Origin of the sequence: Streptomyces sp. NPDC007917, from assembly GCF_042959105.1 — a bacterium.
Classification (GTDB): Bacteria; Actinomycetota; Actinomycetes; order Streptomycetales; family Streptomycetaceae; genus Streptomyces.
The window spans coordinates 126,571-150,296 of record NZ_JBIBKK010000002.1 but is presented as its reverse complement, the minus strand read 5'-3'; the positions used below and the strand labels follow the sequence as shown (position 1 = coordinate 150,296).

Below are 23,726 nucleotides of genomic sequence, written 5' to 3'. Positions count from 1 at the left end.
ACGGATTGCGCGAAGCGCAACGTCAGTCTGAAGTCGGCCATATCCCTTGTCAAGGAGTCGACATGGACACAAGGCGCTGCTCGCCCGCGTACACGTTCATGGAGTCGCCGCGCAGAAAGCCGACCAGGGTGAGCCCGGTCTCCGCCGCCAGATCCACCGCGAGGGCGGACGGCGCCGACACCGCCGCCAGCACCGGAATACCGGCCATGACGGCCTTCTGCGCCAGCTCGAAGGAGGCGCGGCCCGACACCAGCAGAACGCTCCGCGACAGCGGCAGCGCGCCGGCCCGCAGGGCGTGGCCGATCAGCTTGTCCACGGCGTTGTGCCGGCCCACGTCCGCGCGCAGGTCCAGCAGCTCGCCCTCGGCCGAGAACAGCCCGGCGGCGTGCAGCCCCCCGGTCCGGTCGAACACCCGCTGCGCGGCCCGCAGCCGTTCGGGCAGGGCGGCCAGCAGCTCAGGGGAGACCTGGACTCGCGGGGTGTCGGCGATCGGCCAGCGGGCGGTGGTCCGTACGGCGTCCAGGCTCGCCTTCCCGCACAGACCGCATGAGGACGTCGTGTAGACGTTCCGCTCGAGCGTGATGTCGGGGACCGGCACGCCGGGGGCGAGCCGGACGTCGACCACGTTGTAGGTGTTCGAGCCGTCTTCCGTGGCGCCGGCGCAGTACACGATGGCGGCGAGTTCTTCAGCCGCGCCGAGGACGCCCTCGCTCACCAGGAAGCCCGCCGCCAGCGCGAAGTCGTCCCCGGGCGTGCGCATGGTGATCGCCAGCGGCTTGCCGCCCAGCCGGATCTCCAGCGGTTCCTCGGCGACGAGGGTGTCGGGGCGGGCGCCGGCCACGCCGTCCCGGATCCGTACCACACGCCGGCGCACGGTGACCCGTCCCATACCGTTTCTCCAGGTTGTGTACCAGTGACGTTGGCGGCCGGCGCCGGTCCGCCGGGCCGGCACGGGGACATGCCGGTGCGGCACGCGGCCGGTTGACCGCGTGCCGCACGGGGTCGGCTTTGCCGACCGTGCCGTCGGAGGGCGCCCGTGGGCCGCCATTTCATCCGCTGTGGAGAGGTGGAGTTGATCGCTCATGCCGGCCAGGGCGACGCCGACGACGGCCTGCTTCGTTCGCCGGGCGCGCCACGTGCGTGCACGGCTCTTGACAGGGGCTCCGGCTCGCGCAAGCGTGTTGCGCTTATCGCTGTGCGTTTCTTATGGCAGAACGCCCTGGCTCGGGCGTGGCGAGGCGGGGGTCAGTGAGGGGAACGACGCCCGGCATCCGTCCCGCGTCGAGCATCCCGCCGCGGTCGCCATCCACGACGTGGTCATCCAGGAGGGGTTGCCCTGGATCGTCATGGAGTTGGTCCGCGGCGAGTCCCTGGGCGGGGTGCTGCGGCACGGTGCTCTCCCGCCCGCCGAGACCGCGCGGATCGGCCTCGCCGTCGTCAACGCCCTCGCGGCCGCGCACGCCGTCGGTGTCGTCCACCGCGATGTGAAACCCGCGAACGTGCTGCTCGGACAGAACGGCCGCGTCGTACTCACCGACTTCGGCATCGCCCAGATCCAGGGCGAGGAATCCCTCACGGCCAGCGGGGAGTTCGTCGGCTCTGTCGAGTTCATCGCCCCGGAGCGGATGTCGGGCCGCGGCGCCGGTGCGGCGGCCGACCTGTGGTCCTTGGGGGTCGTGCTGTACGCGGCCGTCGAGGGCTGGTCTCCCTTCCGGCGGGACACGCTCGAGTCCACGCTCGCCGCGATCCTGGCCGTCGAGCCGCCCGAGCCGGAGCGGGCGGGGCCGCTCGGGCCCCTGATCCTGCGGCTGCTCGCCAAGGAGCCTGGCCGGCGGCCCGACGCGGAGGAGGCCGCGGCCACGCTGCGGGCGGTGGCCGAGGGGCGGCCCGTACCGGATGGCGCCGAGAGGCTGGTGGAGACCCAGCACAGCTGGGAGCTGCGCGAGTTCGGGGAGAACCCCGGGACGGTGGGACCGGCAGGGGCGCCAGGGCCGACGGGTGGGGCCGACACGGCGTCCGCCGTGATCGCGCCCACGCACGCCCACCCCACCGGCCCCGCCCCCAAGCGCCCGTACGCTACCGGACGCCTGCTCGCCTCCGCTCTGGCCGGCGTGCTGGTCGCCGGGGGCGCCGTCTGGGCGGGCGTCACCGCGGGCGACGACGGAACGACCCCGGCGGCAGGGAAGACCGCCGGCCCGAACACCAGCGCCAGCCCCTCGCCGCGCCCCGGCTCCTGGACCGCCCACCGCGAGAAGCAACTCGACGCGATCGTGTCGGTGCCCGCCGGCACCCCCGAGTACGACCGCTCGGACTCCGGTGCGAACCACCGGGACCCTTCCCAGTGGGTGACCTACGGCGACAAGACCGTCCAGCTCCGGCTGACCCGCAAGGGGGCGGTGCCCCCGACCGTCAAGGAGTGGGCGACGGAGGCCACCTTGTCCTGGGCGGACGACAACGCCCAGACGCTGTACGTACCCACCCGCTTCCACGGCTACGAGGCCATGGCGACCGACACCACGTACGAGGTGGACGGGAAGCGGTACCGGGTGTTCGCCCTGCTCCCGATGGTGCTCGCCGCGCATGCCGCCCACGCCGCGGCCGCCGGCGGGTGCCCCGGGCTCCAGGAAGCCGTCCTCGCAAATCGTCATAAGGTTGAAGGCGACGTTGGAAGCCGTGTCCGCCACCCGAGGGACCGGCGCCTGCCCACCGGCGGGCCCTGTACCCGGAGGCGGTACACACGCGGGACAGAGAGGCTGAGCAATGCCTGCAGGATCCAACCGCAAGCGGGAGCGGCAGTACGAGCACATCAAGGAGAGCCAGGAAGAGCGTGGTACGTCCACCTCCCGGGCCAAGGAGATCGCCGCCCGCACCGTGAACAAGGAACGTGCCCGAGCGGGCGAGGCCAAGACCGCCAGCAAGACCTCCACACGGGACCCGAAGTCCGCGTCGGAGCGAGGCGGGCAGCGGTCGCACAGCGGGGCCAAGGGCCCCACCCGTGACCAGCTGTACAACGAGGCCAAGCACCGCGGTATCGAGGGCCGCTCCCACATGAACAAGGAGCAGTTGGCGAAGGCGCTCGGGCGCTGACGCGCGGCCCACCACTCCTCGCCCGCGGGCCGGTCGCCGGCCCGCTCACGCCGGGACCGGCCCGGGGCATCCGTGTGCGCTGAGCTGTCAGGGAAGTGGGTGTCGCACGGGCCATCGAGGGAAGTCGTCCCTCTGAGATTTTCGGTCAGTGGGCCCTGTGGTGTGGCGGGGAGTGAGGAGGGATGACGGTGGACGACGCTGCCCCGGCCCCGCCGCCACCATGGACGCTGCGGGAGTACGCCGTCCTCGCGGACGGGGAACGCGGCGCCGTGGTGGGGCCCCGTGGTGAGGCGGTGTGGCTGTGCGCGCCCCGCTGGCACAGCGATGCCGTCTTCTCCGCCCTGATCGGCGGCGCGGGGGAGTACACCGTCGGCCCGGCGGACGACTGGAACGCCTGGGGCGGCGCGTACGAGGACGGCACGCTCATCCACGTGGGCCGCTGGATCACCAGTGACGCCGTGGTCGAATGCCGCGAGGCGCTGGCGATGCCGGCCACCCCGGACCGGCTCGTGCTGCTACGCCGCGTCCGGGCCGTGAGGGGGAGCGCCCGGCTGCGGCTGCGGCTCGATGCCCGCCCCGGATTCGGCGCGCAGCCGATGTCCGGCGCCTGGACGGACGACGGCGTGTGGCACGCCTCCGGCGGAGGGCTGCACCTGCGCTTCACCGGCGCCGCCGGCGCCACCCCCACCCCCGAAGGGGGCTTGTACGGGGAGCTGACCGTGAGGGAAGGCGCCGAACACGACCTCGTCCTCGAGATCTCGGAGCGGCCGTGCACACGGCCCCTGGAACCGGAACGGCTGTGGCGTGCCACGGAAGAGTGCTGGGCGGGCGCCGTCCCCGCGTGCTCCGACCTGGTCGCGCAGCGTGACGCCCGCCACGCCTACGCCGTACTGCGCGGCCTGACCAGCGACTCCGGCGGCATGGTCGCCGCCGCCACCACCTCGCTCCCGGAGCGGGCCGGCGCCCGCCGCGACTACGACTACCGCTTCGCCTGGATCCGCGACCAGTGCTACGCCGGGCTCGCCGTGGCCGCGCACGGCCCGCACCCGCTGCTGGACACCGCCGTCGGCTATCTGACCGAACGCCTGCTCGACAAGGGTGACGCGCTGTGCCCGGTCTACACGGTCACCGGGGCCGAGGTCCCGGGGGCCCGGTCCCTGCCCCTGCGCGGGTATCCCGGCGGCAGTGACCGGATCGGCAACAGGGCCGGTGCCCAGTTCCAGCTCGACACCCACGGTGAGCTGCTGCAGCTGTACGCGGCTGCCGCCCGCTTCGACCGCCTCACCCCCGACGCCCGGCGCGCCGTCGATGTGGCGGTGGACGCCATCGAGCGCCGCTGGCTGACACCGGACGCCGGTCTGTGGGAGCTGGAGGACCGGTGGTGGACACATTCCCGGCTCTGCGTGGTGGCCGGGCTGCGCTGCCTGGCCCGCGAGCTGCCGGGCCGCGCGGCGGCCCGGTGGGACACCCTGGCCGATGCCATGCTCGGGGAGACCCGTCGGCGGTGTCTGGCCCCGGAGGGGCACTGGATCCGCGCCGAGGACGACACCGGGGCGGAGGCCGGTCTGCTGCTTCCCCTGGCCCGCGGCGCTCTGCCCGCGGGCGACCCCAGTGGTCCGCGAACCCGCCGGTTCATCGAGGACCGGCTGGCCGAGGACGGCTATCTCTACCGCTTCCGCCACGGGGAGACGCCCCTGGGCGAGACGGAGGGGGCCTTTCTGCTGTGCGGTTTCATGATGGCACTGGCCGCCCGGCACGAGGGCGACACCACCAGCGCGTTCCGCTGGTTCGAACGCACCCGCGCGGCGTGTGGCGCCCCTGGCCTGTTCGCCGAGGAGTACGACGTCGGCCAGCGACAGCTGCGCGGCAACCTGCCCCAGGCATTCGTCCACGCCCAGATGCTGGAAACGGCGGCCAGCCTCGGGGAAAGGCGGTAGCGCATCGCGAAGGAGGCATGGTGATGCATGACGACCACGAAGCGCCGAGGCCCGATGGCCGTGCAGCACCGTCCGGGCGCGTGGAGACCCGGGAGGAGCGGGCCGACCGCAGATGGGCCGAGTTGCTGCAGGAGGTGAGAGTGACGCAGACGGGCATACAGATTCTGTTCGCCTTCCTGCTCACGGTCGCCTTCACCCCGCGCTTCCAGAGTCTGGGGCACTCGGATCGGACCATCTACGTCGTGACGGTCCTCCTGGGGGCGGCGGCCACCGGCGCGTTGATCGCACCGGTCTCCTTGCACCGGATCGTCACCGGACGCCGGCTGAAGCCGGAGACGGTGGATGTGGCGTCCCGCTTCACCGTGGCCGGGCTGGTGCTGCTGCTGTGCACGGTGGTCTCGGCGCTGCTGCTGATCCTGCGCGTCGTCGTCGCCGACGTCACCGCGCTCTGGCTGGCGGTCGCGGCCCTGGTGTGGTTCGTGGGCTGCTGGCTGGCCCCCGCGGTCTGGCTCTGCCGCCGCTCGCGCAGGGAGGACTGAGCGCCCGGCCCCGCCCCACCGCATCCGCCGCACCGGGGGGCGGGGCCGGCGATGCGCCGACCCCGCCGGGCAGGGATCAGTTGTAGCCGAAGCCGGGCGGCAGTGGCCGGTTCACGAAGAGGTGAAGGGGGAAGGCTTCGGCGAGCACACGGTAACCCTCGGGGTTGAAGTGCAGGTGGTCACCCACGTCGAGGTCCGGGCGGAGGCGCCTGGGATCGTCCTTGTCCCGCGCCGCACTGTCCAGGTCCACCACCGCGTCGAAGCGGCCGCTGGTACGTATCCAGTCGTTGACCCGCTGCCGTGCCGCCTCGCGGTGGCCCGCCGCGTCGTCGTAGTCGCGGTTGCCGCCGAACGGGGTGATGGTGGCCCCGTAGACGCGGATCCCCTGCGCGTGGGCGCGCAGGATGATCTGGTCGTAGGCCGCGATGAGCCGGTCCGCGACGTCCTTCTGCCCGTCGGGGGTGGCGGGGGCGGTTCCGATGTCGTTGACGCCTTCGAAGACGATCAGCGAGGTGACGCCGGGCTGCACCAGGACGTCACGGTCCACCCGGGAGAGGCCGTTCGGGCCCAGCCCGTCGGTGAGAACACGGTTCCCGCCGGCCGCCTGGTTCAGCACCGCGGTGTCGGCCGTCCTGCGGTCCGCGCGCAGCCGCGTCATCAGCCGGTCCGTCCAGCGGTCGTTGTGGTTGGTGGTGGAGCCCCTGCCGTCGGTGAGCGAGTCGCCCAGCACCGCGGTGGCCCGGGTCCGCGCCGGTGACCACGTCTCGACGCCGCTCAGGAAGTACCAGTGGTCGACAGGGGTCGCCCCCTCCAGGTCCGTGGCCTCGACGTGGTTGCCGCGCAGCATGTACGAGGTGGTGCGCGAACCGGGGTGGGAGGTGATGGCGGTCGACTGCTGGCCCGTGGCGAGGTACGTGGTCACGGTGAGGTTCGAGCCCGCCGGCAGCTTGAAGTCCAAGGGGTCGGAGACCACCTGCGCGCCCGTCGGCACCGTCGCCTGGGCACGGCCGTGGAAGGTGACCGGCCGGGACGTGCCGGGTCTGATCGCGCTCACACCGGCCCGGCCGTCCACCGGAAGGGCCACGGAGACACGGGTGATGGGCAGCGGCGCGCCACCGAAGGCATTGGAGAAACGGAGCCGAAGGTGGCTGCCGCCCACCGACACATGCACGGTCTGCCGGAGTGTGCTGTCGGCGAAGACCGTGCCGTCCTGGGTGTAGGGCGCGGGCGGCATGTTTCCCGGCTCGGTCAGCTGGGGCATGGCGGTCCACGTTCCCACCCAGTGGGTGCCCGCGGGCGGCGCGCCCGCGCCTGCCCTGGCCGGTGCGGTGCGCGCCTCGCTCCTCTCGGCCCCCTGGGCGCCGGACACCAACATCACGATGGGCACAACGGCGGCGGGCACGGCCGCCGCCCAAAGGCTGAGTCTTCGGGCGATTCCTCGCACGGACCGTCCTTTCCACGCGGGGGGACAGGGCACATTCACCCCACCCTTCCCACCGGTGGCCCGAGGTACACGGTCCCCGGCTTCCCGGCCGCCGCGCCGCCCCGACTGCGGAATGCGGAACACCCGGCCTTCGGGTACGACGGCTTTCGCCGGGCGTGGCGCGCGGCCAGACGGCGGTGCGACCGCCGTCGACGGGGAGGATCGCGCCCTGCACGAAGCGCGCCCCGTCGTCGGCCAGGTTCCGCAGAATCCCCTCGTTCACCTCACCCGGCGGGCGCGGGGCCGCCATCGGCGTCCGGCAGATACCACTGGTGCGGTGCGATCAGTTCGCTGACGGCCGGTTCGGGGCCCCACGAGCCGGGGGCGTACGGCTGCAACGGCGGCGGGTTCTCGAGGAGCGGGGTCGACGCGGCCCAGATGTGCTCGATTCCGTCGGAGCCGGTGAACAGCGACTGGTCGCCCAGCATGGCGTCCAGGATCAGTCGTTCGTAGCCGTCGAGCCCATGGTTCTGGCAGAAGGAGCCGCCGTAGCGGAAGGTCATCGTCGCCGGTGCGAGTCGCATGGTGGGGCCGGGCTCCTTCGCGAGGAAGCAGGCGGCGATCCACCCGGGGTCCCGGAAGTCGATCACCATCTTGTTGCCCCGGTACTTCTCCTGCTGGGCGAGGTCGGTACGGAACATCCTCAAGGGCGGCTCGCGCAGGCCCAGGGTGATCACCTCGCGCCCCTGGGCGAGGCTCTTGCCGGAGCGCAGATGGAACGGGACTCCGGCCCACCGCCAGTTGTCCACCTCCAGGCGCAGCGCGGCGAACGTCTCGGTCTGTGAGTCGGGGGCGACACCCGGTTCGTCGCGGTAGCCCTCGTACTGGCCGCGTACGACATGCCCGGGTTGGACGGGGCGCAGCGCCTCGAAGACCTTGGCCTTCTCGTCCTGCAGCGGCTGGGCGGCGAGCGAGACGGGTGGTTCCATCGCCACGATGCCGAGCACCTGGATCAGATGGGTGACGATCATGTCCCGGTAGGCTCCGGTCCCTTCGTAGAAGTGGGCACGGCCCTCGAGGCCGAGCGTCTCGGGAACGTCGATCTGCACATGGCTGATGTGGTCCCGGTTCCAGATGGGCTCGAACAGGCCGTTGGCGAAGCGGAGGGCGAGGATGTTGTCCACCGATTCCTTGCCGAGGAAATGATCAATGCGGTAGACCCGGGACTCGTCGAAGACGGCGTGGATCGTCTCGTTGAGCGCTCGTGCCGAGGCGAGATCGGTGCCGAAGGGCTTCTCCACGATCACTTTCCCGTTCTCCGCGAGGTTCGTGTCGCCGAGCATTCCGACGGTGGACGCGAACGCGGAGGGCGGAATGGCCAGATGGAACAGTCTGCGTGGCCGCCCGCCGAGGGAGTCCTCGGCTGCCCCTACGGCCGCGAGCAGCGGGCCGGGGTTCTGGGAGTCGGCCGCGCCGAAGGACAGCGCGTCCGCGAAGGACTGCCACGCCGGCCCGGACGGCTCGGACCGTCCGAAGGTGGCCACCGCGTCGTGCGCCAGAGCGCGGAAGGCGTCGTCGCTCAGCGCGGACTTGGCACGGGACGAGCCCACGATGCGGTAGCCGTCCGGGAGGAGGCCCGCCGTGGCGAGGTGGAACAGCCCGGGGAGGAGTTTGCGCCTGGCGAGGTCGCCGGTGGCGCCGAAGAGCACGATCACATGGTCGTCCGGGCGGGTCACGGCCGGCTCCGCATCATGCCGAGCCGCACGGGGGTATCGGTGGCCATGGTGCTCTCCTTCGGGACGGGGCGCCTCGACGAAGTGAGCAGCTGTTTGAGGGTGCGGAGGCGCCGAAGGTGTGCATACCGACGATGGCCCCGCCGTGGCCGACGTACCGGTCCCAGCCGAGCGTGGACGCCTCCTCCACCGCGACCCTGGCCGCCACCGTGGGCGGCAGCACCTGATCCCGGTGCTCCCGTCTGTGCACCGCGTCGACGAGCCTGGCCGAGAGGGCCGGAGCGGGCCATCCGAACCGGCCCACCCCCACCAGCCTAGGCTCGCTCGTACCCGCCCTCAACTCAGGTGTGGCCCGGCTGTACGCCGCGTATGTGCGTTGGCGCACCCCGCACCACGCGCGCGGTCAGTTCGGCTGCCGACGGGCCCGCTTCACCTCACGGTCGATGGCCCAGGCGTCGGCGACCGGCCCGATGTGGCCGAGCTTGTCGGGGTTGATCACGGTGCGGATGGTCTGGATCTGCCCCTCGAGCACATCGAGGGCCAGGGTGTGCAGGACCTTCCCGTCCCGGTCGCGGAAGATGGCGCCGGGCTGGCCGTTGACCTCGTGCGGCTCGAACGACACGTCGATCCGGCTCATCAAGGGGAACACCGTGCCCAGCATCCGGGCCACGTTGTCCGCGCCGATGACGGCCCTGGCCAGCTGCGGGGCCTTGCCACCGCCGTCCCCGACCAACTGCGCGTCGGCGGCGAGCAGATTCCGCAGCCCGCCCACATCGCCGTCCTTCAGCGCGTCGAAGAACCGCTGCGCCAGCTCCTGCCGCTCCCGCCGGTCCGCTTCGAACCGCGGCCGCCCGGCCTCCATGTGCCGCCGCGCCCGCACCAGCAGCTGCCGGCACGCCGACTCCGAACGCCCCACCGCCGCGGCGATTTCGTCGAACCCGAAGGCGAACACCTCGCGCAGCACGAACACCGACCGCTCCAGCGGGCTCAGCCGCTCCAGCAGGAGCAGCGCGGCCATCGACACCGAGTCGGCCAGCTCCACCGCCCGCGCCGGATCCTGATACGGATCGCTCAGCAGCGGCTCGGGAAACCACGGCCCGACGTACTCCTCCCGCCGTACCCGGGCGGAACGCAGCACATCGATCGAGATGCGTGTCACCGCGGCCGACAGAAAGGCCTTGGTCGACGTGGGCCGGGTCGTCGAACCGTCAAAGCGCAGCCATGTCTCCTGCACCGCGTCCTCGGCCTCGCTGACGCTGCCCAGAATCCGGTAGGCAATGGAGAACAGCAGCGGCCGCAGCTCCTCGAACTCCTCGACCTTGCTCACGCCGGGTCCCCTCCCGTAGAGGCTCTTCCACCTGGCCGTACTCGTCGGCGCAGACATCTTCTGGTGATCATCCGGGTCGCAGGCAGGCCAGGGCAACGCCCCCGCCCCGCCACCCGGGGGCCCGGAGCCCGCCCGGGGGCCCGGAGCCCGCAGCCGGGCCCCGGACCAGTTGCCGTGCCCGTGTTCAGTGGAACTGCCCGACCTTGTAGTCGCCCGCCGGCTGCTGGGTGATGATGTTCAGCCGGTTCACCGAGTTCATGAAGGAGACCAGGATCACCAGGGCGGTCAGCTGCTCCTGGTCATAGTGGGTGGCGGCGTGTGCCCACACCTCGTCGCTGACCCCGACGGCCGCATCCGCGACCCGGGTCCCCTCCTCCGCCAGCGCCAGCGCGGCACGCTCGGCCTCGGTGAAGACCGTGGCCTCCCGCCACACGGCGACCAGGTTCAGCCGCACGGAGGTCTCGCCCGCCGCAGCGGCCTCCTTGGTGTGCATGTCGATGCAGGCGGCACAGCCGTTGATCTGGCTCACGCGCAGCGCCACCAGCTCCTGCGTCGCGGCCGGCAGCGACGACTCCTTGAGCGCCTTGCCCGCCGACATGAAGTACTTGAGGGCCTTTCCGGCGGTCGGGCTGGCGAAGTAGTTCAGTCGCGCGTCCATGGTGTCTTCCTCCGTGGTGGTCAGTGGCTTACACCCCCGAGACGAGGTAGCCCGCGCCCCTGTGACATGAACGGATGTGACCTGCCTCTCTCGCCGGCGTTTCGGAGGGTGCCCGGCCGGGACATCATGAGTCTGTGATCGCCCTCATCGTCGTCGTCTTCGCCCTGGCGGTGGCGTGCTTCATAGCCGGGGCGAACAGCTCCGCCGCCTCGGCGGCCAACGCGGTCCTCTCCCGGCGGACGGGATGGCTGGTCCACGGAGTGGTCCTGGTGGCCCTGGGCCTGTACCTGGTGAACGTGCACCAGGAGCGGACGTGGAGCGATGGCGAGGTGGAGGCAGTGGCGCGGGAGGCGGCCGAGGCCGTCGACGGAGCCACATACCGCAGCGCCTACCTCGTCCATGACGCGGTGGAGGACGGCTTGCGGCGCGCGGCCAAGGGCAAGGGGGCTTGGGAAGAGCTGCGGGTGCGCAGCCAGGGGCTGGACTTCACGGTCTTCGCCGAAGAAGACGGGCCGGCTCACTGCATCCGGGTGACCACGACCGAAGCCACCGTGGGCGGCGCGGGAACAACCGGCCCGGAAGCCACTGCGGTTGAGGGGGTCCGGGTGTCCGCCACGGTGTCCGGCGGCCGGTGCTAGGCCCCGGTAAGGGGGTGCGGGCCCGGCGAGCGGGCCCGCACCCGGCCCCGGGCACGCGACGTCGCCACCTCGCCGTCTCGGAGGGTGCTCAGTCGAGACAGAACTCGTTGCCCTCGATGTCCTGCATCACGATGCACGACTCGTTGTAGTCATCGGCAAGCAGCACTCGCTCGCGTTTCGCGCCGAGCGCGATCAGTCGTGCGCACTCGGCTTCGAGTGTGGCCAGGCGCTCTTCACCCACGAGGCCGGTGCCGACTCGCACGTCAAGATGGACCCGGTTCTTGACGACCTTGCCTTCGGGGACGCGCTGGAAGTACAGCCGCGGGCCCACGCCTGAGGGATCACTGCAGGAGAATCCCGAACCCTGCCGCTCAGGTGGCAGAGAGCGATCGAAATCGCTCCACGTGGCAAACCCCTCAGGTGGCGGCGGTACGACGTACCCCAACACCTCGCACCAAAAGCGAGCGACGCGCTCGGGTTCTGCGCAGTCGAAGGTGACTTGGACTTGTTTGACCGATGCCATCGGGCCACCGTAGCAGGGGGCTCTGTTGCGTGTTTCCCGGTGGGTATCCGCTCACGGCCATGCCCTGCCACGAACGGCCGAATGCCCCCTGCGTGTGTGACACGTTCTTCAAGCGCCGCTCCAGCGGCCGGATCGCCACGCCCGCACAGCGCCGCCGGTAGCGCCCAGGTGGCGCCGTGGCGGACCCGCGGCCACCTCACGGCTTGCCCGGTGCGGCATGCGCCACGGCCGGCCGTCCGCCCGTGGGCGGGGTGTCGGCCACCCGGAAACCTGTGAGGTCATCGGCTGAACAACTCGAAGACGACGGCCGGTTGGCCACCGAACCGCGCGCTCGCCGCATGGGCGTTGTCGGTCAGGAAGCGACGCACATACGTCTCGGGATCCTCCTCGGTCAATGCCTCGATGTAGGCGCGGTGCTCGAGCAGCGAGCGCACCGCCCGCTCCAGGCCGCGGTCGGCCCGTACGGCGTGGGAGGGGTCCTTGGAATTGGCGACGGCGACCCAGCGCACACCGTTCCACATGATGTGGGTCTTGGTCGGTACAGAGCTTGCCACTCCGGCCAGGCCGGCGCCCTCCGGCTTTCTCCGGCTCCTCCAGCAGTCCGGGCAGGACCCACCACGACACCGCGGATGAGACGCGCGTCACGCCCCAGCCCTGTCACACCCTGCAGGGCTGCCCGGTCATTGGTGTGTATCCGCAACATGGTTAGGAGATCACCGTGGAATCGCGTCTCAACTACTTCGGCAATCCCCTCGCGGCCAAGGTGCTGAAGCACATCAACTCGGCCGGCAAGGTGGTGTCGGACTCGACGCTGCCGGCAGCGACGCAGGAACTGGTGAAGATTCGCGCGAGCCAGATCAACGGCTGCGGCTTCTGCACTGATATGCACACCAAGGAAGCCGCCCTCGCCGGGGAGACCTCGCTGCGCCTCAACCTGATCGCGGCCTGGCGGGAGGCCACGGTCTTCACCGACTCGGAGCGGGCCGCACTGGAACTGGCGGAGCAGGGCACCCGGATCGCCGACGCGGCCGGTGGTGTCACGGATGAGGCATGGGCGAACGCGGCCAAGCACTTCGACGAGGAGCAGCTCGTCGCGTTGGTGTCCCTCATCGCCGTCATCAACGCCTACAACCGCATCAACGTCATCAACCAGCAGCCCGCCGGGGATTACCAGCCCGGCCAGTTCGGCTGACCGGCAACCGGTGAGCAGCACCCGGCCTTCCCGGACGGGAAGGTCCACCCCCTCCGCCTCATACGGAACTCAGCCGACTCTTCGGTCACACTCCTTATCCAAGCCCCCAGCGGGCCCCAGGACATGAGCGGTCCTACTCAGTTCGCGCCCTGGTGGCGGGCACCGCCGCGGGCGCCGGCGGCAGCCGGTAGGTGGCGCAGGACGCCGGGATCCGCACCCCGCTGAAGCGGAGGTGGGCGAGGCGGCGGTGGAACGCGGCGCCGTGCATCAGATGGCGTGCCACATCGGCGACCCGGCGCCGGCCGGGGTCTGCCAGGACGGAGCCGGCCGCCCAGTCGTTGAACGCGCCCATCGCCGGCCCGCACCAGACCTGGTAGTCGCCGCCGCGCTCGGCGCCGGTGACGGCCCAGCGGGACGACTGGCCGAGGTACCAGCGGAAGACCAGGGCCATACGGTGCTTGGGGTCGAACTCGGCGCGGAGGAGCTGTTCGGGATGGTGCTCGGCGAGATAGTCCGCACTCTCCTGCCAGACCTCGGACAGGGGGCGCTGGAAGACCGTCGCCTCCAGGCGTCGGCGGTCCGCGGCGGGGAGCTCGTCCAGGCCGGCGTGGGTGCGGTAGAGCTCGTGCAACCGGCGTGCCCGGCCGGCGAAGAGGCTGCCGCTGCGGAGGACCTGGACCTCGGCACCCCCCTCGAACATGTCGGCGGCCGGGGCCATCGCGTAGTCGGCGGGTCCGGCCGCGGCGAGCAGCGCCTTGACCTGCGGGGAGGTGCCTGCCTCCAGGCAGGCCTGGTTGACCGAGCCGGTGACGACGTAGGCGGCGCCCAGGCTGAAGGCGGCCAGGGCCGCCTCCGGGGTGCCGATGCCACCGGCCGCGCCGACCCGTACCTGCGGCGTCGCGCGGCCGAGCTCGCGGGCGACGCGGTCCCGCAGCCGCAGCATCGCGGGCAGCGCGGTGACGAGCGGGCGGCGGTCGGTGTGTCCCGCGGAGTCCGCCTCGACGGTCAGATCGTCGGCCATCGGGACGAGCCGCGCCAGGGCGACCTGCTCGGCGGTGATCTCGCCGCGGTCGAACAGGGCGCGGACCATCGGCTCGGGCGCCGGGCGGAGGAACAGCTCGGCCACCTCCGCGCGGGACACTTTCGCGATCAGCCGGTTCTCGGCGTACGCTCCGCCCCCGGGGCCCAGGCGCAGCCCCGCCACCCGGTAGCGGACCAGGTCGGGGGTGAGCTGGACGAACGCCGAGGCCTCGACACACCGCAGCCGGTGCCTCACACAGAGGTCGACAACCGCTCGCTCCAGGTGCGGGGCGTGCGGGGTGTGGATGAGATTGACGGCGTGAGGCAGGCCGGGGATCTCGCGAGCGAGCCGCGTCAGGGCCCGCTCGACCCGTTCGGGAGGCAGGCCGGCGGCGCCGAAGGAGGCGAGGAAACCGGCGCGGGCCAGCGCGGCCACCAGCTCCTCCGAGGCGATGCCTGCGGCCATGGAACCGGCGAGATACGCATGGGACACGCCGTGACGGCGCCCGAAGCCGGACTCGCCGAGCCGGGTGGACGGCATCGGCCCGGCGACGGCCAGCGGGGTCAACGGGCCGCCCGCGCCCGGAGGTTCGGCGGTGGCGCCGATCCGGTCCCCGTTCCGGACGATGTAGCAGGGGGCGTCCAGGTCGGCGAGGACGGCGTACACCCCGTCCGGGTCGTACCGCACTGTCATGACGACACCCGCTCCTCCGCCGTCCCGCCGGTCGGCAGGATCTCCACGCCGATGTTGTCCACCTGGTAGATCCGCAGGTCGTCGCGCCATACGCTGCCGTCGGCGATGAGCAGGAGACCGTCGCCGTGAGGCCGCACCTGGCGGATGTGGACCTCGCCGCGCATCAGCCGGTGACCGGGTGTGATCTGCCCCCGGTACTTCCAGGCCAGCTCGACGAGGGCCGCGGGCCGCGCGGCCGGGGCCGGCAGGGCGTCGGCGAGGCCGGTGTGCAGCGCGTACGCCGCGACGGACTGGAACAGCGCCTCCACGCCCACCGATCCGGGCATCACCGGGTCGAAGCGGAAGTGGTGCGCCATGAACCAGTCGTCCTTCGGCACCGTCCGCTCCCACAGGAGGTATCCGGCGCCGTGTTCGCCGCCGTCCGGCACCAGGTCGGCCTCGCGCAGCAGCGCGAACCGCCCGCGGCCGAGCCGGACGTCGTGGGAGAGGTCGAGCCGGCGCAGCCCCGGGGGCCGCGCCGGAAGGCGGTCCAGCCAGGGCGGAACGCACCGGCCGCCGTCGAGCCCCTGCTGGTTGTCCAGGACCTCCTTGGTGAGGAAGCCGTGGACCGACTCGCCCGAGTAGACCGGCCCGTCGGGAAGGCTGAGCTCGTAGGCGTAACGGTGGAGGATCGCCCCCGGCAGCTTCGAGTGGTCGGCCAGCGTGATGCGGTGCCGCAGGGCGAGACCGCGCGGGTCGGCGTGGCGGAGCAGGGTGGCGCGGCCCTCCAGGTTCCGGCAGACGAAGGCGCTGTCGCGATGCTGGTCGAGCATGCCCTGGGCGGCGCTCAACTGGGCGGCGGCCTGGAGGCTGGACTCCATGTACAGGAGGTTGGGCACGGCGCCGGAGCCGTTCTCCCGGCAGAACCAGGGGTCGGGGTGGACGGCGTACTCGCTGGTGAGGGTGGCGCCCGTCCGGAATTCAAGAGGCTCGGCGTCGTAGTCGAGCGCTTGGTCGACCATCAGCAGGTCGCCGCGCGGCAGCCGGGGCCGCACGGTCACCGGGGACACCGAGGTCGCCTGGGGTTCGCCGGTGACGGCCGAGAGGTCGCCCTCGGCCGAGTGGGCGAGCAGCAGCCGCTGCAGTGCGCCGCTTTGCCGCAACGACTTCTGGGCGGCGGCCGGGGAGTCGCGCGCCTCCCAGATCGTCAGGGCGCCGAGGTCGGTGCCCGGCGGCTCGTGGAGGGCCACGCCGATGCCGTGCAGACGGGCCACCGGCCGGTCGCCGGCGAGGACAACGGCGTCGGCGACGACGTGCGGGCGGGGCACGAGCCCCACCTCGGCCACGTCGAGCTCGCAGCGCAGGGCGGAGCCGAGCGCGGCCGGGTCGATCACCTCGATGGCGGTCGGGCCGCCGTCCCAGGGCTGGAAGCGCGGCTCCGGCAGGCACAGATGCAGCCCGCAGTACAGCGCGTACGCCTGGAGCACACCGGCGACGGCCTCGGCAAGCAGCGGGGTGGCGTCCCCTCCGCGCGCGGGCCCGCCGCCGTGGAAGGTGAGCTCGGCGGCCACCTTGCCCTGCCCGTAACGGCCTCCCTCGCAGGCCAGTTCCGTGATGCTGCCGATCAGCCGCGGGGCCGGTCCTGGCAGCCGCGGGCCGGTGCCCTCGCCCTCGAAGTCGGGGCCGAGGACCTCCGTGAGGAATCCGCCGGCGAGGGCCCGCAGCTCCTGCCAGGTCAGCCGGGACCGCCGGGCGACCGCCAGCGGGCGGAACTGGCGCGGGTAGCGAGGGGTTTGACGCTCCGGCCAGGGAGCCTCGTCCGGCAGCTGCTGGGTGGCATGTCCGGGCGTCAGGAAGCCACCGGTGCCGGTGGCCTCGACCAGGAGGTTCCCCTCGACGTGGACCTGCCAGTCGAACGTGAAGCGTGTGCCGCGCTCGTCCCGGTGGACGGCCTCGGCGCCCGCCCGCACGTGGAGCTCCGCCCCGGCCTCCGGCAGCTCCCGGTGCCAGCTGAGGTCGGTGCGGCCGGGCCGGTGGACGGCCCCGGCCGGCGCCAGCCCGCGTGCCCCGAGCAGGGGCAGGGCCGCCGCGGCGGCGTCGAGGATCCACACCGGGTCGGCCTGGCCCGCCACGCTGTACGCCGCGTCCGCCGGGACCGTCCGGACCAGCTCGACGCGCGCCGGGCGGTCCATGTATTCCGTGGGTTGCGGCGCGGGAGCCGCCGCGGGCCGCGCGCCCGGCGCATGGCGCGCGAGGAGGTGCCGCTGGACAGCCTCGTGGGCCTCCAGCACCGCCGCGTGGGCGCGGCCGACCCGGTCGGCGATGTCGCGCGCGAGGTGGCTCAGGTCGCCGAGGCCCTGCGGGGCGGGCGGAGCCGGCGCGGCGGACGGGGCGGGAAGGGCAGGAAGGAGCAACGGCTCACCTTCGAAGCCCAGTTCCTCGACTGCGTCGAAGCCCCATTCACCGTGGGCGGCGACGGTGGCGGCGCCGTCGGCCCCGGCGGGAGCGCCGGTGTCAGCCATTTCGTCCCCCGGGCTCCGCGGGCAGGAAGATGCCGCTGTCCTTCATCTCCGGTGAGGTGAGGATCATGCCGATCCGGCTCCACCGCTGGAGCACCCTTCCCTCCGGGGTGCAGGCGGTGACCGTGCAGATCAGGTGCAGGGGGCTCTCCTCGACGGATTCGGCCACGAGCACGAACGGCACGTCCGCGGGCAGTGGCGCGAAGAGCTGAACCCGCTCCACCGACACCGGCAGACAGAGCAGGCCGAGGCGCTGGCGGCCGAGCAGCGCCGCCGCCTGGAGCAGCAGGTCCGTGAGGGCCGGGCTGTACCTGGCCCCGGCGAACGCGCCCTGGCCGAAGGCCGGGTCGGCCATCCGGACGGCGAGGACGAGCCTGCCGGGCCGCTCCTCCAGGATCGGTCCGAGGCCGCGCAGGGTCGGCCCGTGGAAGAGGAAGCCCTCGTACGCCTCGTGGGTCTGCGGGTCGAAGTCCGGGAGCTCGTGGGGCGACAGGTCGATCTCCGGCGCTTGGGTGGCCCGTTTCTCGAGGAGGAAGTTCCCCGCGAAGCGGAGCACCTGCGCGGCGCCCTCCCGTTCGCTGCTGAGCCGGACGGCGATGGCGGCCGAGTCCCCGCTCTCGGGCCTCTCGGGCGGCGAGACCGTCAGCAGGAAGCGGTCGTCCTCCACCGAACCGTCGAAGACCAGCCCCTTGCTGATCTTGAAGTCGCGGCACTCGACGACCGGCTGCCCGCCGTGCATCGCCTCCACCACGCGTACGCCCCAGCCGACCGCGGCCGTCAGCGGCAGCACCGGCCAGCCGTGGATGCGGTGGTCGGCGAGCAGCGGCTCGGCGGCGAGCTCCGCCATCCGCCGCTCCACGACCACGCCGCCGGCCGGCAGCGTCTCGCTGCGCCGGTACATGGGCTCCAGCGGGCCGATGACCGTCACCAGGTCCGCGGCGTGCTCGGGGCTCATCTGCTCGGTGAAGTAGCCGGCGCCGACGTCCCGGGCGAGCAGCGGCACCCCGTGCTGCATGAACAGCTTCTGGACGCCGGGGGAGGCCATGCCGCCGGCCCACGGCCCCCAGGCCAGGGCGGTGGCATGGCGGCCGGGATACCTGGCCTTCCAGGCGCAGACGAACCGGCTCAGCGCCTCGTTGGCCAGGGCGTAGTCGGCCTGCCGGAGGTTTCCGTAGATGCCCGAGACGGAGGTGAAGACGACCAGGTGACGCAGTCGTTCGGCGTCGAGCGCGTCCAGTACGTTGCCGAGCCCGGTCAGCTTGGTGCCGACCACCCGCCCGACACCCTCCGCGTCCTTGTCGGCGAGGAACTGGTCGGCGAGGACGCCCGCCCCGTGGACGACGCCGGTGACCCGGTCGGCGTGCGGGCCCAGCGCCGCGCGCACCGCCGCGGCGTCGGTCAGGTCCACGGCCACGTACTCGGCCTCGGCGCCCGCATCGCGCAGGGCGGCCAGGGTGGCCCGGATCTCGCGCCCGCCGGTGGTCTCGCGGACCTGCCGGGCGATCAGCTCGACGGCGGCCGGCTCCTCCGGGTCCTGGCCGGTGGCGCGCAGCTGTTCGGCGGCGGCGGCCTTCAGCTCCTCCCGGCCGTCGAGCCCTGCCGCCCAGTCGGGCTCGTCCGCAAGCGGTGTGCTGCCGAGCAGCAGGTAGCCGCAGCGCACCTGCCGCGCCAGGGCGATGGCGCACCAGGCGGTGATGCCCCGCGCGCCGCCGGTGACCAGCAGGGTGTCGTCGGCCGTCAGCTCCGCGGGCGGCTCGACGGCCACGTCCCGGCCGTCGGGTGCGGCCGCTGCGTTCCGGTCGTCCGGCGCGGCCACTGCTCCCCGGTCGTCCGGCGCGGCCGCGTCGACCAGCGGGACCGGCTCGGCGACCAGGACCGGCGTACGGCGCCCGGCCGGGTGGCGGGCCACCTCGTGGAGGTCGACGGCGGCATCCGCGAGCTCGCCCGCGAGGCAGGTGCCGACCTCCTCCTCGGTCAGCTCGGGAGCCAGGTCGACCGTTCGGCAGAAGAGCTCGGGCGCCTCCAGGGCCAGCGACTTGACCAGCCCGGTGACGCCGCCGGCCAGCGCCCGGTCGGAATCGCCGCCCGAGCCGGCGTAGCCGAGCGCGCCGTCGAGCCGGGTGACGGCGACGAACCCGGCGCGGGTGCCGCCGGCCGCCGCCCCGCCGAGGGGCTGACGCAGATGCTTGGCGACCAGGACGGCGTGGGCCAGGCGGCGCACGGCGTCGTCGCGGTCGGTCCCCGGGTCGCCGCTGAAGGGGAGCAGGCACAGGTCGAGGCGCGGCACGGCGGCGTCAAGGAGGCGGACCTGCTCCGCCAGGCTCTCCTCGCCCCAGTCGGCCGGCTGCCAGGTGTCCGGTTCTGACTCTCCGGACGCGGTGCGGGTCCCGGGCAGCGCGAGCCGGCCGACCCACCAGCCGCGCGACCGGAGCGCCGTGGCGATCCAGCCGCTCAGCTCCCCGCCGTCGTCGACCAGTACGGCGCGTGGCTGTTCCGCATAGGCGCCGAGCAGGACGTCCGGCTCGGGCAGACCGCGCCAGCCGATGTGCGCCCGGCCCAGCGGCACCGAGGCGGCGACACGGAGATTGGTGGTGGGGTTCTTCAGCACCTCGGGGATCAGCGTGGCGAAGTCCCGGACGGTTCGGGCCGCCGTGAAGCGGAAGATCTCCTCCCGGGAGAAGACCGGGTAGCGGCGCCAGAGTTCGGAGGCGATCTCCAACTGCTTGAGGGAGTCGATGCCGAGCTCCGTCTGCAGATCGATGTCGGGATCGATCATGTCGATCGAGTAGCCGGTCTTCTCGGCCACCACCTCCCGCATCACCTGCTCGATCTCCACGGGATCGAGGTTGGCCAGCTCGGCGCGGAGCTCGGGGTCGATCGCGGCGTCGAAATCGGCGTCGCGGAGCACTTCGAGCGCGGATTTGCCGGTCGGCGTGCCCGCTTCGCCGGGCCCCATGGGTTCAACGGGTACGACGGGGCCGATGGGCTCGACGGGTACGAGCGGGGCCGGGCTCTGCGGCGGTCCGTCCACGGCGGGCAGACCACCGGGGTGCGACGGTGTGTCGAGCACATGCCCGTCGGCCGCGGCGAACGCGGCGGGCGCCCCGTTCACATCGCTCAGGGGCCCGTCGGCCGTGCCGCCCGGCGAATACCCCGTCGGCGTCACGCCCGTGGGAAGGCGCAGCAGATCGCCCAGCACCTCGCTGGCGCGGGCGTGAGCCTCGCCGAGCGCCACGCTGTGGTCCCGGATGGCGGTGATCCCGGCGAGGACCGCCTCGGCCGAGCCGCCGCCGACGCCCTCGTTCAGCAGGTTCACCAACTGGTCGGCGGTCCGCAGCTGCCCGTCCAGATAGCGGGTGTGCATCGTCAGGTGCTCGGCCGCGGCGCGCCCCAGCGGATCGTCGTGGGCGGGGGCCGCGGTCTGTGGCGCGGCGACGGGCTCCGGCTCCCGGCCGACGGGCTCGGCCACCCGGTACGGCGTGTCGAGGACGCGCTGGTACTCCTCCTGGCGGGCGATCGTGGCGAACTGCGGGCCGTCGAGGACCCGGGCCACCGCGGACGCGGCGGGGCGCGGCGGCACCGGCTCGTCGTACCGGTCGATGCCGCTCAGCGGCAGCCCCAGAACGGTCAGTTGGACGGCGGCCTGCTTCAGGGCGAGCGCGCTGTCGCCACCGGTGCCGATGTCCGTCCAGACGATGTCCACCCCCTGATCGCCGAGTGTGTGCTCGACGAACTGGGAGAGGGTGCGCTTCGGTCCGAACTCCACGAAGACCCGGAAGCCGTCCGCGTACATCTGCCGCAGCCTGGCCTCGAAGTCGACGGTGTCGACGATCTGCCGCGTCAGCACCTCGCGGTTCGCCGCGGGGTCCTCGCCATAGCTCGCTCCCGGAGTGTTCGCGTACACCGGGACGCGCGGGGCACGGAGCGGGATGTCGGCGATCCGGCGGGCGAAGGAGGAGACGGCGTGCTGGACATGCGGGGTGTGGAAGGCCGCTCCGACGGACAGCCGCTGCGCCGGGATGCGGCGCTCGCCACAGGCCGCGGTGAACCGCTCAACGGCGGCCGTGGGACCGCCGACCACCACCTCCTCGGGCGCGTTCCGGTTGCACACCGTCAGCTCGGGGAACTCGGCGAGCAGCGCGTCGAGCCGGGCGGGCGAGGTGCGCACGCCGGCCATGGCACCCGGGTCGTGCCCGGCCGCGTCGGCGGGCGGGGCCATCGCCTCGGCGCGGGCCGCCGTGGCGGCGAGGAAACCGGCGTCGTCGAGGCAGTCGGCGGCCCACAGGGCGGTCAGCTCGCCGAAGCTGTGGCCGAGCACGCCGTCCGGCGCGAAGCCGAGTCCGGACAGATAGCGGAACTGCCCCATCGACAACGCCCCGATGGCCGGCTGGGCGTAGGTGGTGCGGCGCAGCCGCTCGGAGGCCCGCCGCAGGTCCTTCCCGTCGCGCCCGGGCGCCGGGTAGACGACGTCGGACAGCAGCTCCCGGGGCGGATCGGCCTCAGCGTACGGCGCGTTGGCCGCGTCGAAGGCGGCGCGCACCGGTGGGACGCAGAGCAGCGCCTCGCGGCCCATGTTGACGTACTGGCTGCCCTGGCCGGCGAAGAGCGCCGCCGCCTTGCCGTCCGCGGGGAGCGCGGCGGCGCGGTACCAGATGCCGTCCGCGTGAGTCCAGCGAGCAAGGCCGGGGTGCGCGTCGAACTGTGCCATGGCCTTGGCCAGCAGGTCGGCATAGGAGTCGGCGGTGGCGACGAAGCCCAGACGGGCGTGGTCGGCGGGTATCTCGCCGCGGGCGGCCAGCTGTTCGCCGCGTTCGAGCAGTTCGCGCAGCGCCTCGGGGGTCGGGGCGTGCCAGAGGTGGGCTCGCGGGGCGGTGTGCAGGGTGCGCGTCGCGTCGGTCGCGCCGTTGGGGGGTTGGTGTTCCTCCAGTACGGCGTGCGCGTTGACCCCGCCGAAGCCGAACGCGGAGACCCCGGCCCGGCGCACCGGGCGCCGCGGGTCGCGGATCCACGGGCGGGTGGTGGTGTTGACGTACAGCGCCGCGTCCTCCTGCCGGGCCGCGGCGGTTGGGGTGCGGACGTTGATGGTGGCGGGCAGCACCTTGTGGTGCAGGGCCAGGGCCGCCTTGATCAGCCCGGCCGCGCCGGCCGCCGCCTTGGTGTGCCCGATCTGGGACTTCACACTGCCGACGGCCGCGTACCGCCGGTCTCCGGGCGTCGCCATCAGTGTGTTGAGCGCCCCGAGTTCCACGTCGTCACCGGTGGTGGTGCCGGTGCCGTGGGCCTCGATCAGCCCGACCGAGGACGGCGGGCAGTCGGCGTCCTCGTAGGCCCGGCGCAACGCGGTGAGCTGGCCGTCTCCGCAGGGCGCGAAGATGCTCTGAGACCGGCCGTCGCTCGAGGTGCCGAGGCCTCGGATGACGGCGTAGACCCGGTCGCCGTCGCGCTCGGCGTCAGCCAGCCGCTTGAGGGCCAGCATCCCGATGCCCTCTCCCACGAGGGTGCCGTCGGCGTCCTCGTCGAAGGGGCGTATCTCGCCGCTCGGCGACAGCGCCGGGGTCTTGCTGAAGCACATGAAGGAGAAGACGGTGTTGTCCGCGTCGCAGCCGCCGGTGATCATGAGGTCGGCGCGATGTCCGACCAGCTCGCTGACGGCCATCCGCAGCGCGGCGAGGGAGCTGGCGCAGGCGGCGTCCACGGTGCCGTTGAAGGCGCCGAGGTTGAGGCGGTTGGCGATCCGGCCGGAGACGACGTTGCCCAGGAAACCGGGGAAGGAGTTCTCCGTCCACGGCGGGAAGGCCGCAGTGTACCGGCGCGCGATCTCCTCGGCGTCCCGCTCGCTCAGGCCGCAGCTGAGGGCCGCCGCCTTGAGCGCGGGCGTCTGGAGCCGGGCCGCCAGCGGCATCATGCTCGAACTCCCGCCGCACACTCCGAGCACCACCCCGGTCCGCGCCGGGTCGTACCACTTTGCGGTGTCGCAGCCGGCGTCCCGCAGCACGTCCTTGGCCACATGGAGGCTGAGCAGCTGGATCAGCCCGGTGGCGTCCAGCGTGTTGGGGGGGATGCCGAACTCGCGGGGGTCGAAGCGGAACGGGGGGAGGAAGCCGCCGCGCCGGCAGTAGGTCTTGTCCTCGGCGAAGGGATCGGGATCGAAGTAGTCGGCGACGCTGAAGCGGGATTCCGGGACCTCCTCGATGCAGTCGGTGCCGGCCACGATGTTGCTCCAGAACTCCCGCACGTTCATCGCCCGGGGGAAGAGCCCCGCGAGTCCCACGATCGCGATCGGGTTTCGGGCCAGCCGGTTGTCGACGGCGTCAGCCAACATAGGGCTCTCCTGAGGGGAGATCGGGAAAGGTCCGGGGAAGGCCGTCAGTGAAGATCAACTGCCGCCGGAAGTCTATGAGATGAAGAGTCGTCTCCCGCGGCCCTTGTTGATCACGTTTCGGTTGCTCCCATGCTG

15 protein-coding genes and 2 pseudogenes are annotated in these 23,726 nt (G+C 72.7%); 6 read left to right on the top strand and 11 right to left on the bottom strand.

Annotated features, from left to right (window positions below):
- Nucleotides 1–49: 49 nt before the first annotated feature.
- Nucleotides 50–889 carry a formate dehydrogenase accessory sulfurtransferase FdhD gene (fdhD, locus tag ACFZDL_RS03725; RefSeq protein ID WP_353591190.1) on the bottom strand — a complete coding sequence of 280 codons (840 nt, stop codon included), beginning with the start codon at nt 887–889 and terminating at the stop codon, nt 50–52.
- Between the two features lie 193 nt (nt 890–1,082).
- Between fdhD and ACFZDL_RS03720 the strand changes: the two are divergent.
- The 4 genes and pseudogenes from ACFZDL_RS03720 to ACFZDL_RS03705 form a co-directional block, all read left to right on the top strand.
- A pseudogene (locus ACFZDL_RS03720) lies at nt 1,083–1,844 on the top strand (serine/threonine-protein kinase); the annotation flags it as partial.
- A 916-nt stretch (nt 1,845–2,760) separates the two neighbouring features.
- On the top strand, nt 2,761–3,087 hold the full coding sequence (locus tag ACFZDL_RS03715) for a plasmid stabilization protein (protein WP_353591189.1): 327 nt from the start codon (nt 2,761–2,763) through the stop codon (nt 3,085–3,087).
- Between the two features lie 182 nt (nt 3,088–3,269).
- A complete protein-coding gene (locus tag ACFZDL_RS03710; RefSeq protein WP_391190296.1) occupies nt 3,270–5,024 on the top strand; it encodes a glycoside hydrolase family 15 protein in 1,755 nt (584 codons plus the stop codon).
- 23 nt (nt 5,025–5,047) lie between these two features.
- Nucleotides 5,048–5,563 (top strand): DUF6328 family protein, encoded by a 516-nt coding sequence (locus tag ACFZDL_RS03705; protein WP_353591187.1) that lies wholly within the window; start codon nt 5,048–5,050, stop codon nt 5,561–5,563.
- A 76-nt stretch (nt 5,564–5,639) separates the two neighbouring features.
- On the opposite strand, the gene ACFZDL_RS03700 is transcribed toward ACFZDL_RS03705, so the two are convergent.
- The 5 genes from ACFZDL_RS03700 to ACFZDL_RS03680 all read right to left on the bottom strand — a co-directional run bounded on the left by ACFZDL_RS03700 (nt 5,640) and on the right by ACFZDL_RS03680 (nt 10,704).
- A complete protein-coding gene (locus ACFZDL_RS03700; protein WP_353591372.1) occupies nt 5,640–6,938 on the bottom strand; it encodes an SGNH/GDSL hydrolase family protein in 1,299 nt (432 codons plus the stop codon).
- A 332-nt stretch (nt 6,939–7,270) separates the two neighbouring features.
- A complete protein-coding gene (zwf, locus tag ACFZDL_RS03695) occupies nt 7,271–8,722 on the bottom strand; it encodes a glucose-6-phosphate dehydrogenase (protein ID WP_353591186.1) in 1,452 nt (483 codons plus the stop codon).
- Nucleotides 8,723–8,735: 13 nt separating this feature from the next.
- Nucleotides 8,736–8,909 (bottom strand): hypothetical protein, encoded by a 174-nt coding sequence (locus ACFZDL_RS03690; RefSeq protein ID WP_391190492.1) that lies wholly within the window; start codon nt 8,907–8,909, stop codon nt 8,736–8,738.
- Nucleotides 8,910–9,122: 213 nt separating this feature from the next.
- Nucleotides 9,123–10,046, bottom strand: a complete 924-nt coding sequence (locus tag ACFZDL_RS03685) for an RNA polymerase sigma-70 factor (RefSeq protein ID WP_353591185.1) — start codon at nt 10,044–10,046, stop codon at nt 9,123–9,125.
- A 184-nt stretch (nt 10,047–10,230) separates the two neighbouring features.
- Nucleotides 10,231–10,704, bottom strand: coding sequence for a carboxymuconolactone decarboxylase family protein (locus ACFZDL_RS03680; protein WP_353591184.1), 474 nt, complete (start codon nt 10,702–10,704; stop codon nt 10,231–10,233).
- Nucleotides 10,705–10,838: 134 nt separating this feature from the next.
- Between ACFZDL_RS03680 and ACFZDL_RS03675 the strand changes: the two genes are divergently transcribed.
- Complete coding sequence (locus tag ACFZDL_RS03675; protein WP_353591183.1) at nt 10,839–11,342, top strand: hypothetical protein; 504 nt, start codon at nt 10,839–10,841, stop codon at nt 11,340–11,342.
- An 88-nt stretch (nt 11,343–11,430) separates the two neighbouring features.
- Here ACFZDL_RS03675 and ACFZDL_RS03670 read toward each other — a convergent pair whose 3' ends face one another.
- Nucleotides 11,431–11,865, bottom strand: a complete 435-nt coding sequence (locus ACFZDL_RS03670) for a VOC family protein (RefSeq protein ID WP_353591182.1) — start codon at nt 11,863–11,865, stop codon at nt 11,431–11,433.
- 278 nt (nt 11,866–12,143) lie between these two features.
- Nucleotides 12,144–12,383: pseudogene (locus ACFZDL_RS03665) on the bottom strand (PIG-L family deacetylase); the annotation flags it as partial.
- Between the two features lie 200 nt (nt 12,384–12,583).
- Here ACFZDL_RS03665 and ACFZDL_RS03660 point away from each other — a divergent pair.
- Nucleotides 12,584–13,057 carry a carboxymuconolactone decarboxylase family protein gene (locus tag ACFZDL_RS03660; protein ID WP_353591181.1) on the top strand — a complete coding sequence of 158 codons (474 nt, stop codon included), beginning with the start codon at nt 12,584–12,586 and terminating at the stop codon, nt 13,055–13,057.
- Nucleotides 13,058–13,190: 133 nt separating this feature from the next.
- On the opposite strand, the gene ACFZDL_RS03655 is transcribed toward ACFZDL_RS03660, so the two are convergent.
- The 3 genes from ACFZDL_RS03655 to ACFZDL_RS03645 are packed head-to-tail and all read right to left on the bottom strand — an operon-like array spanning nt 13,191 to nt 23,591.
- Nucleotides 13,191–14,771: a PfaD family polyunsaturated fatty acid/polyketide biosynthesis protein gene (locus tag ACFZDL_RS03655; protein WP_353591180.1), complete on the bottom strand. Its 1,581-nt coding sequence runs from the start codon at nt 14,769–14,771 to the stop codon at nt 13,191–13,193.
- Nucleotides 14,768–17,272 carry a hypothetical protein gene (locus ACFZDL_RS03650; RefSeq protein ID WP_353591179.1) on the bottom strand — a complete coding sequence of 835 codons (2,505 nt, stop codon included), beginning with the start codon at nt 17,270–17,272 and terminating at the stop codon, nt 14,768–14,770. The genes ACFZDL_RS03655 and ACFZDL_RS03650 overlap by 4 nt, the downstream gene beginning before the upstream one ends.
- Nucleotides 17,265–23,591 (bottom strand): beta-ketoacyl synthase N-terminal-like domain-containing protein, encoded by a 6,327-nt coding sequence (locus ACFZDL_RS03645; protein ID WP_353591178.1) that lies wholly within the window; start codon nt 23,589–23,591, stop codon nt 17,265–17,267. The genes ACFZDL_RS03650 and ACFZDL_RS03645 overlap by 8 nt, the downstream gene beginning before the upstream one ends.
- Nucleotides 23,592–23,726 lie beyond the last annotated feature (135 nt).

Excerpts from the sequence above, each read along its gene's own strand:
- ACFZDL_RS03670 (WP_353591182.1), bottom strand. The coding sequence starts at position 11,865 with ATGGCATCGGTCAAACAAGTCCAAGTCACCTTCGACTGCGCAGAACCC.
- ACFZDL_RS03705 (WP_353591187.1), top strand. The coding sequence starts at position 5,048 with ATGCATGACGACCACGAAGCGCCGAGGCCCGATGGCCGTGCAGCACCG.
- ACFZDL_RS03650 (WP_353591179.1), bottom strand. The coding sequence starts at position 17,272 with ATGGCTGACACCGGCGCTCCCGCCGGGGCCGACGGCGCCGCCACCGTC.
- ACFZDL_RS03715 (WP_353591189.1), top strand. The coding sequence starts at position 2,761 with ATGCCTGCAGGATCCAACCGCAAGCGGGAGCGGCAGTACGAGCACATC.
- ACFZDL_RS03680 (WP_353591184.1), bottom strand. The coding sequence starts at position 10,704 with ATGGACGCGCGACTGAACTACTTCGCCAGCCCGACCGCCGGAAAGGCC.
- ACFZDL_RS03710 (WP_391190296.1), top strand. The coding sequence starts at position 3,270 with ATGACGGTGGACGACGCTGCCCCGGCCCCGCCGCCACCATGGACGCTG.
- fdhD (WP_353591190.1), bottom strand. The coding sequence starts at position 889 with ATGGGACGGGTCACCGTGCGCCGGCGTGTGGTACGGATCCGGGACGGC.
- ACFZDL_RS03655 (WP_353591180.1), bottom strand. The coding sequence starts at position 14,771 with ATGACAGTGCGGTACGACCCGGACGGGGTGTACGCCGTCCTCGCCGAC.
- ACFZDL_RS03645 (WP_353591178.1), bottom strand. The coding sequence starts at position 23,591 with ATGTTGGCTGACGCCGTCGACAACCGGCTGGCCCGAAACCCGATCGCG.
- ACFZDL_RS03700 (WP_353591372.1), bottom strand. The coding sequence starts at position 6,938 with ATGTTGGTGTCCGGCGCCCAGGGGGCCGAGAGGAGCGAGGCGCGCACC.